15 protein-coding genes are annotated in these 14,500 nt (G+C 67.9%); 9 read left to right on the top strand and 6 right to left on the bottom strand.

Annotated elements, in window-relative coordinates; translation table 11 throughout:
* Nucleotides 1–9: 9 nt before the first annotated feature.
* Complete coding sequence (locus tag METFAM1_RS0119515; RefSeq protein ID WP_019917253.1) at nucleotides 10–633, bottom strand: hypothetical protein; 624 nt, start codon at nucleotides 631–633, stop codon at nucleotides 10–12.
* Between the two features lie 160 nt (nucleotides 634–793).
* On the opposite strand from METFAM1_RS0119515, the gene METFAM1_RS0119510 reads away from it, so the two are divergent.
* Nucleotides 794–1,375 carry an HNH endonuclease gene (locus tag METFAM1_RS0119510; RefSeq protein WP_020165490.1) on the top strand — a complete coding sequence of 194 codons (582 nt, stop codon included), beginning with the start codon at nucleotides 794–796 and terminating at the stop codon, nucleotides 1,373–1,375.
* Between the two features lie 4 nt (nucleotides 1,376–1,379).
* Here the strand turns inward: METFAM1_RS0119510 and METFAM1_RS0119505 are convergent, their stop codons facing one another.
* A complete protein-coding gene (locus tag METFAM1_RS0119505) occupies nucleotides 1,380–3,503 on the bottom strand; it encodes an ATP-binding protein (protein ID WP_019917250.1) in 2,124 nt (707 codons plus the stop codon).
* Nucleotides 3,504–3,829: 326 nt separating this feature from the next.
* Between METFAM1_RS0119505 and METFAM1_RS0119500 the strand changes: the two genes are divergently transcribed.
* Complete coding sequence (locus tag METFAM1_RS0119500) at nucleotides 3,830–4,402, top strand: Spy/CpxP family protein refolding chaperone (protein WP_232419841.1); 573 nt, start codon at nucleotides 3,830–3,832, stop codon at nucleotides 4,400–4,402.
* Between the two features lie 6 nt (nucleotides 4,403–4,408).
* On the opposite strand, the gene trpC is transcribed toward METFAM1_RS0119500, so the two are convergent.
* The 4 genes from trpC to METFAM1_RS0119480 all read right to left on the bottom strand — a co-directional run bounded on the left by trpC (nucleotide 4,409) and on the right by METFAM1_RS0119480 (nucleotide 7,802).
* Nucleotides 4,409–5,245 (bottom strand): indole-3-glycerol phosphate synthase TrpC, encoded by an 837-nt coding sequence (gene trpC / locus METFAM1_RS0119495; RefSeq protein WP_019917248.1) that lies wholly within the window; start codon nucleotides 5,243–5,245, stop codon nucleotides 4,409–4,411.
* Between the two features lie 8 nt (nucleotides 5,246–5,253).
* Nucleotides 5,254–6,285: an anthranilate phosphoribosyltransferase gene (trpD, locus tag METFAM1_RS0119490; protein WP_019917247.1), complete on the bottom strand. Its 1,032-nt coding sequence runs from the start codon at nucleotides 6,283–6,285 to the stop codon at nucleotides 5,254–5,256.
* Nucleotides 6,282–6,860: an aminodeoxychorismate/anthranilate synthase component II gene (locus METFAM1_RS0119485; protein ID WP_019917246.1), complete on the bottom strand. Its 579-nt coding sequence runs from the start codon at nucleotides 6,858–6,860 to the stop codon at nucleotides 6,282–6,284. The genes trpD and METFAM1_RS0119485 overlap by 4 nt, the downstream gene beginning before the upstream one ends.
* A 261-nt stretch (nucleotides 6,861–7,121) precedes the next feature.
* Nucleotides 7,122–7,802, bottom strand: a complete 681-nt coding sequence (locus METFAM1_RS0119480; RefSeq protein ID WP_024300863.1) for a GntR family transcriptional regulator — start codon at nucleotides 7,800–7,802, stop codon at nucleotides 7,122–7,124.
* Between the two features lie 197 nt (nucleotides 7,803–7,999).
* Here METFAM1_RS0119480 and dctP point away from each other — a divergent pair, with 197 nt between their 5' ends.
* The 7 genes from dctP to mdcE are packed head-to-tail and all read left to right on the top strand — an operon-like array spanning nucleotide 8,000 to nucleotide 14,499.
* A complete protein-coding gene (dctP, locus tag METFAM1_RS0119475; RefSeq protein ID WP_019917244.1) occupies nucleotides 8,000–9,043 on the top strand; it encodes a TRAP transporter substrate-binding protein DctP in 1,044 nt (347 codons plus the stop codon).
* Nucleotides 9,044–9,070: 27 nt separating this feature from the next.
* Complete coding sequence (locus METFAM1_RS0119470) at nucleotides 9,071–9,553, top strand: TRAP transporter small permease (protein ID WP_019917242.1); 483 nt, start codon at nucleotides 9,071–9,073, stop codon at nucleotides 9,551–9,553.
* A gap of 1 nt (nucleotide 9,554) precedes the next feature.
* Entirely contained in the window at nucleotides 9,555–10,904 is a 1,350-nt protein-coding gene (locus METFAM1_RS0119465; RefSeq protein WP_019917240.1) for a TRAP transporter large permease, read from the top strand.
* A 2-nt stretch (nucleotides 10,905–10,906) separates the two neighbouring features.
* A complete protein-coding gene (mdcA, locus tag METFAM1_RS0119460; protein WP_019917239.1) occupies nucleotides 10,907–12,550 on the top strand; it encodes a malonate decarboxylase subunit alpha in 1,644 nt (547 codons plus the stop codon).
* Nucleotides 12,551–12,563: 13 nt separating this feature from the next.
* Complete coding sequence (mdcC, locus tag METFAM1_RS0119455) at nucleotides 12,564–12,878, top strand: malonate decarboxylase acyl carrier protein (protein WP_019917238.1); 315 nt, start codon at nucleotides 12,564–12,566, stop codon at nucleotides 12,876–12,878.
* Nucleotides 12,875–13,780 carry a biotin-independent malonate decarboxylase subunit beta gene (locus METFAM1_RS0119450; RefSeq protein WP_019917237.1) on the top strand — a complete coding sequence of 302 codons (906 nt, stop codon included), beginning with the start codon at nucleotides 12,875–12,877 and terminating at the stop codon, nucleotides 13,778–13,780. Before mdcC ends, METFAM1_RS0119450 begins: the two co-directional genes overlap by 4 nt.
* Nucleotides 13,777–14,499 (top strand): biotin-independent malonate decarboxylase subunit gamma, encoded by a 723-nt coding sequence (gene mdcE / locus METFAM1_RS0119445; RefSeq protein WP_019917236.1) that lies wholly within the window; start codon nucleotides 13,777–13,779, stop codon nucleotides 14,497–14,499. Before METFAM1_RS0119450 ends, mdcE begins: the two co-directional genes overlap by 4 nt.
* Nucleotide 14,500 lies beyond the last annotated feature (1 nt).

Below are 14,500 nucleotides of genomic sequence, written 5' to 3'. Positions count from 1 at the left end.
GTCGAGGGTTCAACCGGGTAGCGGTGGCTCGGCATCATCGGAAGGGGCGGCATCTCCCGCTTCCAGCTCGAGTTCGACGGTAAACCCGTGCGCCGGAAGCGACGTCGGTATTACGGCCCGCCCGGCCGCTGCCTTGAAGGCGGCCAGCACCGCCGCGTCGACCTCGTCACGGCCGCTGCTGCGCGCCAGGTCGACGCCGACCACCCGCCGCGCCAGTACGTGCAACTGCACCGACATCGACGCGGCGCGCCCCTCCGTCGACCATCCGTCGGTGACGACCACCCGCGCCAGCGCATAGCGCAAGGCCCGCAGCGCGTCCTCGCCCGGCGCCGGCAGCGCTGGCTCGGCGACGGTCTGCGGCGTCGGCGCAACGGCGACAGCGCTTCCCGTCGCCGGGACCCGCGCCGGGCGCGGCTCGCCCGCGACCACGCCCTGCCCCGCGGTGGCGCTGCCCTGCGCCGGCAAGGCGCTCGGGCCGACAGGCTTCAGTGCCAGCCGGAGCGCGCCGTGGCTGAGCTGCGGTGCCGCCGACGGCAGCGGCCAGAAAATCAGCAGGTGCAGCAGGGCCGACAGCGCCAGTGCGCAGCCCAGCGGACGATGCGTCGCAAGCGATTGACGCGGTTGCAAATTCATCTTCCTTTGCTAAAGTGTCCGAGCACCTTGCGCGGCAACGTTTCCCGCGTCGCCGGGCGGATGCGTGACGACACACGTTTCACTTCGACTGACCGATTTCAGACCGAGGACGCGTAAGACGATCATGCTGGAGCAGCCACCCCGGAGCATAGTTTACGAAGTGCGGCGCCCGTCGCACCCGTGGATACTGACCCTCGACGCCAACGGCGTTCCGCACCGCTGGGTCAGCTGGCAGCATGCCGTGTTCTATCACTCCAAGGATCTGGTGGCCTGGGTGGCCGGCAGCCACGAATTCGAAATCCGCGGCGGCATCAATCGCGTCACTGGCGAACAGTCCTTCATCCGCACCAACAGCATCATCGCGATCAAGGGACGCAGCCACGCGCACAAGCTGCAGACGGCCGTGCCGCCGCTGAACAACCGCGAACTGTTCCACCGCGACCGCTCGATCTGCGGCTACTGCGGCGGCGAGTTCTCATACCAGAAGCTGACGCGCGACCACATCGTGCCGGTGTCGCAGGGTGGGCGCGACCTGTGGATGAATGTGGTGACCTGCTGCCGGCCCTGCAACCAGCGCAAGAGCGGCCGCACACCGGAACAGGCGCGCATGCAGCTGATGTACGCGCCCTACGTGCCAAACAAGGCCGAATACCTGATTCTCAGCAACCGCAACATCCTGGCCGACCAGATGGATTTCCTCGCCCAGCACGTGAACGCCAACAGCCGCTGGAAAGCGGCCTGACCGTTCACAGCGGAACGGCGGCCCCCGACGGACGACGGGTGGTGCGCGGCAACAGCAGCTGGAATACGGTGCCCTGACCGACCGCGCTCTTGCAGGACAGCGAGCCGCCGAGTGAGCGTGCCAGCGCCAGCGCATGCGCCGGCGTCGCCTGCTTGGCGCCGCTGCCGTCCGGCGCGAACAGCGCCGCCACCCGCCCGGCGTCCATGCCGCGGCCGAAATCGCGTACCCGGACCTCGACGAACAGCGAGCCATTGAGGTTGAGGCCCTCTGCCGTGCTGACCGCGATGCGACCGGAGGTGCCGACCTGTTCGGCACTGATCGCCAGCAGCGCGTGCAGCAGCTCGCGCAGCACGCCGAGCGGCATGTGCAGCGGTGGCAGCGCCGCGTCGAGATGCAGCTCGGTCGAAATCGAGCGGGCCCGCAGCACGCGCTCCTCGACCTCGGCCACCGTCTGTTCCATCAGCTGATTCAGGTCGATGCGCTGGGCGTCGGCCGACACGTCGGGCGGACGGCCCTCGAACTGACGCAGCACGGTGTCGATGCGATCGATCTGGTCGCCGAACACCGTCAGTTCGGAATCGACCATCGCGTCGGCGCCCATCTTCAGGCGCATCGACTTGATCTGATGCCGCATCAGGCCGAGCGGCGTATGCAGGTCGCCGCGCAACTGGCGCGCATGTACGGCGTACTGCTCGACCATGCCCTGTCGCAGTTCGCCCAGTTCGCGCAGACGCAGCTGCTGCTGATGAAGGGCGCGAGCGGCGCCCTCGGCCAGCGCGTGCAGTTCGTCGCTTCGGCGCATCAGCGCGGGCGTGAGGCTGGCCGGGAAGTGGTAGAGCGCGAGCGCCTCGACCCCCGCTTCGCTGCGCAGCGGCTGGATCAGGCCGGTCTGCCCGGGCGACACCCGCAGCAGGCGCTGCAGGCTGACCGGCAATGCAGCGGCTTCACGCGCGTCGCTGCACAGCCAGGCCGCGCCCGACGAAAGCTGGCGCCAGACGCCCTCCAGCCCCGGCTGCGCGAGATCGACGTGCGGTGCGTTTTCGCCCCGCTCCGCGATAGGCATGAAGGCGCCGCCGCCCTGCCCGGCTCGCAGTATCTGCGGCGCCGGCAGGTCGAGCAGCAACGCCGACGCCAGCTTCAGCGACGTCCACAGCGACGCCTCGTCGCCGCGCGCATACACCTGGCTGAACAGTCCGGCGCGTGCGAAGCCGGTCAGCGCGGCGCTGTCGTCCGGCTGCGCGTCGGCGATCGCGATGGCGAAGGTCGGACGATAGGGCGCCCCCGCGGGAAGCAGCGTGTCGGCAGCGTCCACCTCGACCTGCCGGCAGCGTTCAAACGCGCGGCTGTGCGCCTCCTGCAATGCGCTGTCGAGCGCATCGGCCGACAGCCCGGTCAGGCGCTGTGCGAGTGCCCGTTGCTGCGTCGTATCGGCGGCACCGCCCCCCGCCAGTTCTTCGGCGGCGCGCGCCAGGCGCAGATGTTCCGGCGCATCAATGAAGAGCGCGCCGTCGGCATGGGAAAAGCGCAGCGCATCCGCCAGTCCGGCCGCCCATTCGGCGGACAGCAGCGCGGCGCCGACCTCGCCATGATGTTCGCCGCCATAGGCGGTTTCGAGCGCGGCCAGTTCGTGTTCGGTCGGGCTGTGGGCGTGCCGCTCGCCGCCGCCGGGCGCCACCGCCAGCAGCGGCAGCGCAACGTCGAGCAGCAGGCCGGCGATGAAGCTCTCGTCGGGATCGCAGCGACTGCCCGCAGCGGCCAGTGCGCGGGCGATTTCGGCAGTCAGTATGGAGTGCGCCCAGAAGGCGCGATGCCCCGCAAGATCGACACCGCTGCGCTGGACGCGCGCGCGCGCATCGAGCAGCGCCACCTGTATCAGCGCGTTTCCGCAGGCATCGATCACCGCGTCGATGCGCCGACCCGCGCCGCCGTCGCCGGCCGGCGTGGCGATCAGCGCCGACGCGCGCAGCAGGCGCAAGACCCAGACCGGATCGTGGCGGAGCAGCGCGTTCAGGGACGGAAGCCCGGCCGGCAGCGCACGCAGTCCGAGTGCCACGTCCGCGAGAAGCGGCAGCGAAGGCAGACCGGACAGCATGGCACAGTCGATCGCGCGGGCGGCGGGGGCTGTCATGCGGACTGGACGATGTTATTGGACACCGGGCCCTGGGGCCCGGCGCTGACCTCTTTGGTTTATCGGCCGTTCTTGAGACGGTATCTGCGATTGATCATACCGCAGCAAATCGACGCAAACCCGCGCCAATACTGGGATGCGGCGTGAGTCACGGCGTCGTTGCAGAGCAACGTCGCCCATTTCGCCCGCAACTCGAACGCCGGTGCCGGAATCGCCATCGGGGCGTCAACCTTTACAAATGGTTACGCCACTCGAAATCGGGGTTCACAGCAGCGGCACAAGCTGGCTTCGCTGCCGGAGCGTTCCGGCCCATGGAGATACCGAACATGAAAACCCCTGAAAAATCATCTGTCCGCGGCCGCTGGTTTGCCGGTCTTGCCACCGCCGGTGCGCTGGCCGGACTGGTTGCCGTCAATCTGCCGGCGCAGGCTCACCCGGGTGCCGAGGGCGGCGCTCATCCGGTCAAGCACGGCGAACGTCACCACGGCCCGGAAGCGATGGGCCAGCGCATGGAACAGATGGTGGAGCGCGTGTTCACGAAGGTCGGCGCCAGCGAGGAACAGAAGGCGCGCGCCCGTGACATCGTCAAGGCGTCCGGCGAGGAAATGAAGAAGCTGCACGCCGGTCGTACCGACGACCGTCAGCAGATGCTGGCGCTGCTGTCGGCCGACACGATAGACCGCGGCCAGATCGAGCAGCAGCGTGCCGCCCGCCACGCTCAGATGGACGAAGCGTCGAAGGTAATGACGCGCACGATGGCCGATCTGGCCGAAGTGCTGACGCCGGCACAACGCAAGGAGGCGGCCAAGTCGCTGGCCGGCATGGGTGGCCGCCACGGCCACCACGGCAAGCACCGCCACGGCGACGGCCCGCGCGCGCCGGAGGCGACGCGCGGCTGAGTCCGCTCAGGCGATGTCGAACAGGCGCGCCAGCTCGGCCCCCGGGTCGGCGGCGCGCATGAAGGCTTCGCCTACCAGGAAGGCATGCACGTCGCGGGCCCGCATGGCCGCGACGTGTTCCTTTGCGAGGATGCCGCTTTCGGTGATGACCACGCGGTCGGCCGGAATGCGCTCGAGCTGCGACAGCGTGAAGTCGAGCGATACCTCGAAGGTACGCAGGCTGCGGTTATTGATGCCCATCAGCGGCGTATCGAGCTGCAGCGCGAGGTCCAGTTCGCCGGCGTCGTGGCTTTCCACCAGCACCGCCATGCCCAGTTCCGTCGCCAGCGACTCGAGTGCGCGCATGTCGGCGACCGCGCGGGCCTGCTGCGCCGCGTCGGCTTCGCCCGAGGGCGGCAGGAAGGCGGCGACGATCAGCAGGATGCAGTCCGCGCCCATCGCCCGCGCCTCGACCACCTGATACGGGTCGATGATGAAATCCTTGCGCAGCACCGGCAGGCTGCAGGCGGCGCGCGCCTCGACCAGATAGTCCGGACTGCCCTGGAAATACTGGCGGTCGGTCAGCACCGACAGGCAGGCCGCGCCCCCGGCCTCGTACGAGCGGGCGATGTCGGCCGGCCGGAAGTCGGCGCGCAGCACGCCCTTGGACGGGCTGGCCTTCTTCACTTCGGCAATCACCGCCGGCTTCTTCGCCGCCACGCGCGTCTTCAGCGCAGCGACGAAGTCGCGCGTCGGCGCCTGAGCGTCGGCCCGCGCGCGCAGCGCGGCCATCGTTTCCGCGGCAAGACCGGCGGCAATTTCCTCGCGCTTGGTGGCGAGGATTTTCTGCAGGATGTCTGACATCGGCGGCCTCAGTTCGCGAACGAGCGCGACAGCTCGACCAGCTTGTCGAGACGCTGCCGCGCCGCGCCGGATTCGATGGCTTCGCGCGCCCGTTCGACGCCGTCGCGCAGGCTGTCCGCCACGCCGGACACGTAGAGGCTGGCGCCGGCATTGAGCAGCACGATGTCGCGCGCCGGCGGAAGCGTGCCGTCGAGTGCAGCCAGCAGCATGTCGCGCGAAGCCTGCACGTCGGCTACGCGCAGTGTGTCCAGCGCGTGCACCGCCAGCCCGAAGTCGGACGGATGTACGGTGTATTCCTTCACCTCGCCGTCGCGCAGTTCGCCGACGAAGGTGTCGCCGCTGATCGACAGTTCGTCCAGCCCGTCGCGGCCATGCACCACCATCACGTTGCGCGAGCCCAGTTCCTTCAGCACGCGCGCCAGGATACCGACCAGGTCGGCGTGGAACACACCCATCACCTGGTTGGCCGCCCCGGCGGGATTGGTCAGCGGGCCGAGGATGTTGAACACGGTGCGCACGCCCAGTTCGCGCCGTACCGGCGCCGCGTGCTTCATCGCGCTGTGGTGATTGGGCGCGAACATGAAACCGACGCCCACCTGTTCGATGCAGGTCGAAACCTGGGCCGGCGTCAGGTTCAGATTGACGCCCAGCGCTTCCAGCACGTCGGCCGAACCGCTCTGCGACGAACTGGCGCGCCCGCCGTGCTTGGCCACGCGCGCCCCGGCCGCCGCGGCGACGAACATCGACGCGGTGGAAATATTGAAGGTGTGCGCACCGTCGCCGCCGGTTCCACAGGTGTCGACCAGGGTCTGCGTGTTGTCCACCGGCACCTTCATCGACAGATCGCGCATCACCATCGCCGCGGCGGCGATCTCGCCCACCGTTTCCTTCTTCACCCGCAGGCCGATCAGGATGGCGGCGATCAACGTCGGCGACACCTCGCCGGTCATGATCTGGCGCATCAGCGCGGTCATTTCGTCGCGGAAGATTTCGCGGTGCTCGATCACGCGTTCGAGCGCCTGTTTCGGGGTGAACGTCATGCGCCGGCCCTCCACTCGTCGAGGAAGTTCTTCAGCATCTGGTGACCGTGCTCGGTCAGGATGGATTCCGGATGGAACTGCACGCCTTCGATCGCCAGCGTCTTGTGCCGCATGCCCATGATTTCGCCGTCGTCGGTCCAGGCGGTCACTTCCAGACAGTCCGGCAGCGTGTCGCGCGACACCGCGAGCGAGTGGTAACGGATGGCGGTGAAGGGGTTGGGCAGACCGCGGAACATGCCCTTGTCGAGGTGGTGGATGGCCGCCGTCTTGCCGTGCATCACCACCTTGGCGTGCACCACGTCGCCGCCGAAGGCCGCACCGATGCTCTGGTGGCCGAGGCAGACGCCGAGGATGGGGTACTTGCCGGCGAAGGCCTTGATCAGCGGCACCGACACGCCCGCCTCGTTCGGCGAACAGGGGCCGGGCGACACCACGATGTGGTCCGGCTTCAGTGCGTCTATCTGTTCCAGCGTGATCTCGTCGTTGCGGAACACGCGCACGTCCTCACCGAGCTCGCCGAAGTACTGGACGAGGTTGTAGGTGAAGGAGTCGTAATTGTCGATCATCAACAGCATGGTGGCTTCTTCCGATGGCCGTGTTTCGGAGCATTCTCAACCTTCGCGGCATCCGGCGCACGCACAGACACGGCCTGCGACAACGGGCGGATGGTGAAGGGAGGGCTTGGGCGCACGCAGAGCGTGCCGGGAGGGCGGTTCAGGCGGCAGGCTTGCGCCAGCGCAGGCCGGAATACGGGGCGGGAATGATGATCGTCGGGCGCATGCCGCGGATTATGGCGTGCGGCGTGGCCTTGTACAAGGCGGTGCCGCAGCTTCGCGTCAGGCCCCGACCGCGCTCAGCTGCCTGACCGACGCCACCAGGTCGGTGAAGCGCTCGCCCTGCACCTGGATGTGGCCGCGGATGCGGTCCGCCGCAAGATCACCCTCGCCAGCGACGATGGCATCCACGATGGACTGGTGCTCCGAATACGAGACTTTCATCCGGTTGCGCACCCGTAGCTGCAGCCGGCGGTAGGGACGCAGCCGGCGGTGCAGGCTGATCGCCTGTTCGGCGAGGAAGCCGTTGTGGCTCGCCATATATATCTGGCGATGGAACAGTTCGTTGAGCCAGTAATAGGCATCCGGATTGTCGGCGTCGCGCGCCGCTTCGCAGGCCTGATGCGCCGCACGGAGCGACGCGATCTCGTCCTCGGTGATGCGCCGCGCCGCCAGGCGGGCGCACATCGCTTCGAGTTCGGCCATCACGTCGAACATTTCGCACAGCCGGTGCGGCTCGATCTCGGCCACCACCGCACCCCGCCTCGGGCGCGTGTCCACCAGCCCAGCGGACGCCAGCTGGATCAGCGCCTCGCGTATCGGCGTGCGCGATACGCCGAACTCGGCCGCCAGCTCCTGTTCGTCCAGCCGGGCACCGGGGCGCAGCGCGCCGGTGACGATCTGTTCCTCGATCTTTTCGCACAGCTGTTCGGACAGGCGCAGTGGCGCCGGGGCGTGATCCATGTCGGGCTCCTTGCTCATTACAAAAAAGTATAGACAAAGCTTGACTATGAATACACTGAATCCTATCGTGTATACACGTTTGACACTTCTACATACATGAAATGATCTGACGTATCCGCCGCATCTCAGCCCCCACCGAATAAAACAAGGGGGTGCGGCACCACCACCATGCATCCAATCGACTGGAGGAGACTTGCATGAAATCCCAGCGCCGTTCCGTCCTGCGCGGCTTTGTCGCGACCACCCTTTCCGCATCCCTGCTGGCCATCGGCCTGGGCGCCGCCCAACCGACGTTTGCCCAGACCACCCTGAAGCTTTCGCACCAGTTCCCTGCCGCCACCACACCCGACGGTGACTTCCGCGACCGCCTCGCCAAGCAGTTTGCCGCCGAAGTCGAGAAGCGCACCCAGGGTCAGGTCAAGATCACCGTCTATCCCGGCAATTCGCTGATGAAGACCAACACCCAGTTCGGCGCGCTGCGCAAGGGCGTGCTGGACATGTCGGTCCTTCCGCTGGCCTATGGCGGCGGCGAGGTGCCGGAAGTGAACCTGACGCTGATGCCGGGCCTGATCACCTCTTACGAGCAGGGCCTGCGCTGGCGCACCTCGCCGATCGGGCAGCAGCTTGAGAAGCACCTCGAAGAGAAGGGTCTCAAGATCCTGACCTGGGTGTGGCAGGCCGGCGGCATCGCCTCGTCGACCGAGAAGCCGCTGGTGGCGCCTGACGACGTGAAGGGTGTCAAGTTCCGCGGTGGCAGCAAGGAAATGGACGTGATGCTGAAGGGCGCGGGTGCCGCCATCACCAACGTGCCGTCGAACGAAATCTACAGCGGCATGCAATCCAAGGTCCTCGACGCCGCCCTGACCTCCTCCACCTCGCACATCAGCTTCCGCCTGTACGAAACGTCGAAGTCCTTCACCACCGGTCGTGATCACAGCTTCTGGTACATGTTCGAGCCGCTGCTCATTTCGATGAACACCTTCAACAAGCTCACGCCGGAACAGCAGAAGGTGCTGGTCGAGGTCGGCCTGAGCCTGGAGAAGTTCGCGATGGAAGAGGCGAAGAAGGACGACGAGCGCGCCGCCGAAGTGTTCGCCAAGGCCGGCATCAAGGTGGTGGACATGGACGAGGCCGCGTTCAACCAGTGGCGCGCACTCGCCCAGAAGACCGCGTGGAAGGACTTCGCCGAGAAAGTGAAGGACGGCAAGACCTGGATGGACATGGCCACTTCGGTCAAGTAACGCGACCGGCCTGGGGAGGGTTCCATCATGTTCTCGCTGATTGCCGGCGCGCTGCGCCGGTTCAACCGGCTTGCCGCCTATCTGTCGGGCGCCGTCATCATCGTGGCGGCCGGCATCCTGGTATGGCAGGTCGCGGTGCGCTACTGGCTCAAGTGGCCCACCGACTGGGAAATCGAGCTGTGCGTCATGCTGCTCATCATTTCCACTTTCATGAGTGCGGCCCACACCCAGGCCGAACGCGGCCACGTGGCGATCGACCTGCTCGACACCATGCTGCCGGCCGGCATCAACCGGCTGCGGCAGAAGCTGGCCGACGTACTCACCTTCGCTTTCTGCGGCTTCGTCGCCTTCAACGCCTGGGAGTTCTTCCACGAGGCCTGGGTCGACGGCAAGACCAGCCCCTCGCTGTGGGGCCCGAAGCTGTGGATTCCGTATCTGTTCGTCGCGCTCGGCATGACCACGCTGACACTCGAACTGGCGCTGCAGACGCTGCGCCGCAAGGAGGCCTGACATGGACATGCTCACGCTGTCTCTTCTGTTCGCCGTCGCCACCTTCGTCGGCCTGTTCTCGGGCATGCCGATCGCCTTCGCGCTCGGTGGCGTGGCCCTGCTGTTCATGCTGTTCTTCATGCCGCTGTCGTCACTGACGCTGGTGACCGAAACCATCTACGCCGAGCTCGACAACTTCACGCTGCTCACCATCCCGCTGTTCGTGCTGATGGGCGCGGCGATCGGCAAGTCGCGCGCCGGCGAGGACCTGTACGCCTCGCTCAACCGCTGGCTCTACCGCGTGCCGGGCGGCCTCGGTGTCGCCAACACGCTGGCCTGTTCGGTGTTCTCGGCGATGTGCGGCTCCAGCCCGGCCACCTGCTCAGCCATCGGCAGCTCGGGCATTCCGCAGATGCGCAGCCGCGGCTACTCGGAAGGCCTGTCCACCGGTCTGATCGCCGCCGGCGGCACGCTGGGTATCCTGATCCCGCCCAGCCTGACGCTCATCCTGTACGGTCTGGCCACCGAACAGTCGATCGGCAAGCTGTTCATGGCCGGTGTCGGGCCGGGCCTGCTGCTCACCCTGCTGTTCGCGCTCTACGTGATGTGGCGCTACAAGAAGGAGAAGGCACAGGCGCGCGCTTCGGCCGACGCCAGTGGCGACGGTTCGCACGCGCTGCTGCAGGACGAGCACTACAGCTGGGCCGAGCGCCTGGAATCACTGCCGCGCTTCGCGCCCTTCCTCGCCGTCATCGCCATCGTCATGATCGCGCTGTACGGCGGCTGGGCCACGCCGTCGGAAGTGGCCGGCATCGGCGCCTTCTTCTCGCTGCTGATGGTGATGACCATCTACAAGTGCTACCGCTGGGCCGACCTCAAGGTCATCCTGAACGGCACGGTGAAGGAGAGCTGCATGATCATGATGATCATCGGCATGTCCTTCCTCTACACCTGGGTCATGAGCAACCTGAACATCACCCAGGAAGCCGCGCAGTGGCTGGTGACGCTGCCGATCGGCAAGTGGGGCTTCTTCGTCGCGGTGTGCCTGCTGCTGCTGGTGCTCGGCTTCTTCCTGCCGCCGGTGGCCATCATCCTGATGGTGACGCCCATCATCCTGCCGGCGCTGAATACGCACGGCTTCGACCTGATCTGGTTCGGCGTCATCATGACCATCATGCTGGAGGCCGGTCTGGTCACGCCGCCGGTCGGGCTGAACCTGTTCGTCATCAACGGCATCGCACCCGACATTCCGCTGAAGGCCATCATGAAGGGCGTGCTGCCCTTCATCTGGCTCATGCTGCTGGCGGTGCTGCTGCTGTGCCTGATGCCGGGCATCGCGATGTGGCTGCCCGACCACTACCAGGGGAGCTGAAGATGGGCGCGCCCTGGAATCAACGTGCGGCGCGCCGGGCGCGCCGGCTCGAACGGCTGGCGCCGCTCACCCGCGGCCGCGAGATCGCCGCGGCCGACATCATCGCGGCGCTGGAAGCGGCGATCGAGCCGGGCGATCGCGTCTGCCTCGAAGGCAACAACCAGAAGCAGGCCGACTTCCTCGCCGGATCGCTGGCCGACTGCTCACCCGAGCGCCTGCACGATCTGCACATGGTGCAGTCGGTGCTGGCGCTGCCGGCGCACATCGACGTATTCGAGCGCGGCATCGCGAACCGGCTGGACTTCTCGTTCTCCGGCCCGCAGGCGAACCGGCTGGCGCGGCTGGTCGAGGAGCGGCGCATCGCCATCGGCGCCATCCACACCTATCTCGAACTGTTCGGCCGCTACTTCGTCGATCTCACGCCCGACGTGTGCCTGATCGCCGCCCAGGCGGCCGACGCCGACGGCAATCTCTACCTCGGCCCGAACACCGAGGACACGCCGGCCATCGTCGAAGCCACCGCCTTCCGCCACGGCATCGTCATCGCCCAGGTCAACGAGAAGCTCGACCGCCTGCCGCGCGTCGACATCCCGGCCGACTGGACCGACGCCTTCGTCGTCGCGCCGCGCCCCAACTACATCGAACCGCTGTTCACCCGCGACCCGGCGCAGATCACCGAGATCCAGGTGTTGATGGCGATGATGGCGATCAAGGGCATCTACGCCGAGTACGGCGTGCAGCGCCTGAATCACGGCATCGGTTTCGACACCGCGGCGATCGAACTGCTGCTGCCGACCTATGCCGAATCGCTGGGCCTGCGCGGCAAGATCTGCAGCCACTGGGCGCTGAATCCGCACCCGACGCTGATCCCGGCGATCGAGGCGGGCTTCGTCGAATCGGTTCACAGCTTCGGCTCCGAAGTCGGCATGGAGAACTACGTCGCCGCCCGCTCCGACGTGTTCTTCACCGGCCGCGACGGCAGCATGCGGTCCAACCGCGCCTTCTGCCAGACCGCCGGCCTGTACGCCTGCGACATGTTCATCGGCTCGACGCTGCAGATCGACCTCGCCGGCAACAGCTCGACCGCTACGCTGGGCCGCATCGCCGGCTTCGGCGGCGCGCCGAACATGGGCTCGGACGCGCGCGGGCGGCGTCACGCCAGCCCGGCCTGGCTGCGCGCCGGCCGCGAACGCGCCGGCAATGCCGTCGCCACGCGCGGCCAGAAGCTGGTGGTGCAGACGGTGGAAACCTTCCGCGAGCACATGGCGCCGGCCTTCGTCGAGCGGCTGGACGCCTGGCAGCTGATGGAAGACATGGGCATGGACCTGCCGCCCATCATGATCCACGGCGACGACGTGACCCACATCGTGACCGAGGAAGGCATCGCCAACCTGCTGCTGTGCCGCAGCGCCGCCGAACGCGAACAGGCGATACGCGGCGTCGCCGGCTACACACCGGTGGGCCGCGCGCGCGACACGCGCATGGTGGAGAACCTGCGCGACCGCGGTGTCATCCGCCGCCCCGAAGACATCGGCGTCGACAAGCGCGACGCCACACGCGACCTGCTCGCCGCACGCAGCATCAAGGACCTGGTGCGCGCATCCGGCGGCCTGTACGACCCGCCGCGCCGCTTCCGCAACTGGTGAACGGAGAACCGATATGGAACGCTTCACCCTCTCGCTGCCGAGCGCGCCCTGCGCGCGTGCCGACGCGGCCGCCGCACTGTGCGGCGTCGTGTCCTCCGGCAACCTCGAAATCCTGGTCGACCGCGGCAGCATGGCTGACCGCTGCGACATCGAAGTGAACACCTCGGCGCACGGCTTCCGCGAAACCTGGGAAGCGGTCCTCAGCGACGCCGTCGCCCGCCACGCCGCTGGCGGCCTCGCACTTGCCATCAACGACGCCGGTGCGACACCGGCCGTCGTCAGCCTGCGCCTCGATCAGGCGCTGGAAGCGCTGGAGGACCGCGCATGAGCCGCCTGCAACGACATTCGTGGTTCGAAGCCGACGCCCGCGCGCGCATCGCCGGTCTGGTCGACGCCAACAGCTTCCGCGAACTGTGCGGCCCGCACGAACGGCTCACCAGCCCGCACCTGGCCGTGCTCGACCTGCCGGTCGCCTTCGACGACGGCGTCGTGGTCGGCGAAGCCACGCTCGACGGCCGGCCGGTGCTGGTCGGCGCCCAGCAGGGCGAATTCAATGGCGGCGCCGTCGGCGAAATCCACGGTGCCAAGCTGCGCGGCCTGTTCGAGCGTGCCCGCCGCACGCGCCCGGCGGCGGTGCTGCTGGCCATCGACTCCGGCGGCGTGCGGCTGCATGAGGCCAACGCCGGCCTGATCGCCATTTCCGAACTGATGCGCGCACTGCTCGCCGCGCGTGCCGACGGCATCCCGGTCTATGGCCTGATCGGCGGCTCGTGCGGTGCCTTCGGCGGCATGGGCATCGTCGCCCGGCTGTGCGACGCGCTGGTCATGTCGGAAGAAGGCCGGCTCGGCCTGTCCGGCCCCGAAGTGATCGAGACGGTGAAGGGCGTGGACGAATTCGATTCGAAGGACCGCGCCCTGGTGTGGCGGGTGACCGGCGGCAAGCTCAGGCGCAGCCTGGGTGACGCGACGATGCTGGTGGACGACGACATCGCCGCCTTCCGCGACGCCGCGCGTTCGCTGCTCGCGCGGCCGGTGCCGGCGCGCGACCTCGCCGCGCTCGATGCCGACCAGCGCGCGCTGACGCAGCGCGCCGCACGCCACGCCGACGCGCGCGACGGGCTCGACATCTGGCGCGCACTCGGCCTGCCTGAGCCCGCACTCATTCCGATGCTCGACGCAGCCGATTTCAACCGCCTGCTCGCCCCTCTTTCGCCGACGGAGGCCGCATGAACGCCCTGCTTGACCGCCTCTTTCCGACCGGCCACACGGTCGCCTTCGACGGCCACAACCTGTCCGGCCACGCCGCATCGGCCGCCGGCCGGGTGCACGTGATCGGCACCCGCGACCGCGCCGCGCTCACCACCGACATGGCGCTCAAGCTGTCGCAGGCGGTGCTCGACGCGGTGCGCGCCGACCAGGCGAGCGGCGATCCGCGCCCCATCGTGTTCATCGCCTCGACCCAGGGTCAGGCGCTGTCGCGTCACGAAGAACTGCTCGGCCTGAACGGCTACTTCGCCCACATGGCGCGCTGCGTGGACCTCGCCCGCCGCAGCGGTCACCGGCTGGTGACGCTGATCCACGGCGAAGCGGTCAGCGGCGGCTTTCTCGCCTTCGGCCTGCTGGCCGACCGCATCTGCGCGCTGCCCGAGGCCCAGGTGAAGGTGATGGATCTGCGCGCGATGGCGCGCGTGACCAAGATCGCGCCCGAGCGGCTGGAAGCGCTGGCGCAGACCTCACCGGTGTTCGCGCCGGGCGCCGACAACTACGCACGCATGGGCGCCATCCACGCGCTGTGGTCCGACACCGACGACTGGCCGCAGGCGCTGCGGCAAGCAATTGACGAAGCCGGTGGAGAGGACCGCCGCGCCGAACTCGGCCGCGAACGCGGCGGCCGTACGCTGGCACAGCCGGTGGCCGAGCGCGTGGCCGGCGTTCCACTCGGCGCCTGAC

The organism is Methyloversatilis discipulorum (assembly GCF_000527135.1).
In the GTDB taxonomy this organism is placed as follows: Bacteria; Pseudomonadota; Gammaproteobacteria; order Burkholderiales; family Rhodocyclaceae; genus Methyloversatilis; species Methyloversatilis discipulorum.
This window is presented reverse-complemented; position numbering and strand designations above follow the sequence as displayed.

What these genes read in the sequence shown, in the direction of transcription:
- METFAM1_RS0119515 (WP_019917253.1), bottom strand. Translation starts at nt 633, where the DNA reads ATGAATTTGCAACCGCGTCAATCGCTTGCGACGCATCGTCCGCTGGGC.
- METFAM1_RS0119505 (WP_019917250.1), bottom strand. Translation starts at nt 3,503, where the DNA reads ATGACAGCCCCCGCCGCCCGCGCGATCGACTGTGCCATGCTGTCCGGT.
- METFAM1_RS0119500 (WP_232419841.1), top strand. Translation starts at nt 3,830, where the DNA reads ATGAAAACCCCTGAAAAATCATCTGTCCGCGGCCGCTGGTTTGCCGGT.
- trpC (WP_019917248.1), bottom strand. Translation starts at nt 5,245, where the DNA reads ATGTCAGACATCCTGCAGAAAATCCTCGCCACCAAGCGCGAGGAAATT.
- trpD (WP_019917247.1), bottom strand. Translation starts at nt 6,285, where the DNA reads ATGACGTTCACCCCGAAACAGGCGCTCGAACGCGTGATCGAGCACCGC.
- METFAM1_RS0119485 (WP_019917246.1), bottom strand. Translation starts at nt 6,860, where the DNA reads ATGCTGTTGATGATCGACAATTACGACTCCTTCACCTACAACCTCGTC.
- METFAM1_RS0119480 (WP_024300863.1), bottom strand. Translation starts at nt 7,802, where the DNA reads ATGGATCACGCCCCGGCGCCACTGCGCCTGTCCGAACAGCTGTGCGAA.
- dctP (WP_019917244.1), top strand. Translation starts at nt 8,000, where the DNA reads ATGAAATCCCAGCGCCGTTCCGTCCTGCGCGGCTTTGTCGCGACCACC.
- METFAM1_RS0119470 (WP_019917242.1), top strand. Translation starts at nt 9,071, where the DNA reads ATGTTCTCGCTGATTGCCGGCGCGCTGCGCCGGTTCAACCGGCTTGCC.
- METFAM1_RS0119465 (WP_019917240.1), top strand. Translation starts at nt 9,555, where the DNA reads ATGGACATGCTCACGCTGTCTCTTCTGTTCGCCGTCGCCACCTTCGTC.
- mdcA (WP_019917239.1), top strand. Translation starts at nt 10,907, where the DNA reads ATGGGCGCGCCCTGGAATCAACGTGCGGCGCGCCGGGCGCGCCGGCTC.
- mdcC (WP_019917238.1), top strand. Translation starts at nt 12,564, where the DNA reads ATGGAACGCTTCACCCTCTCGCTGCCGAGCGCGCCCTGCGCGCGTGCC.
- METFAM1_RS0119450 (WP_019917237.1), top strand. Translation starts at nt 12,875, where the DNA reads ATGAGCCGCCTGCAACGACATTCGTGGTTCGAAGCCGACGCCCGCGCG.
- mdcE (WP_019917236.1), top strand. Translation starts at nt 13,777, where the DNA reads ATGAACGCCCTGCTTGACCGCCTCTTTCCGACCGGCCACACGGTCGCC.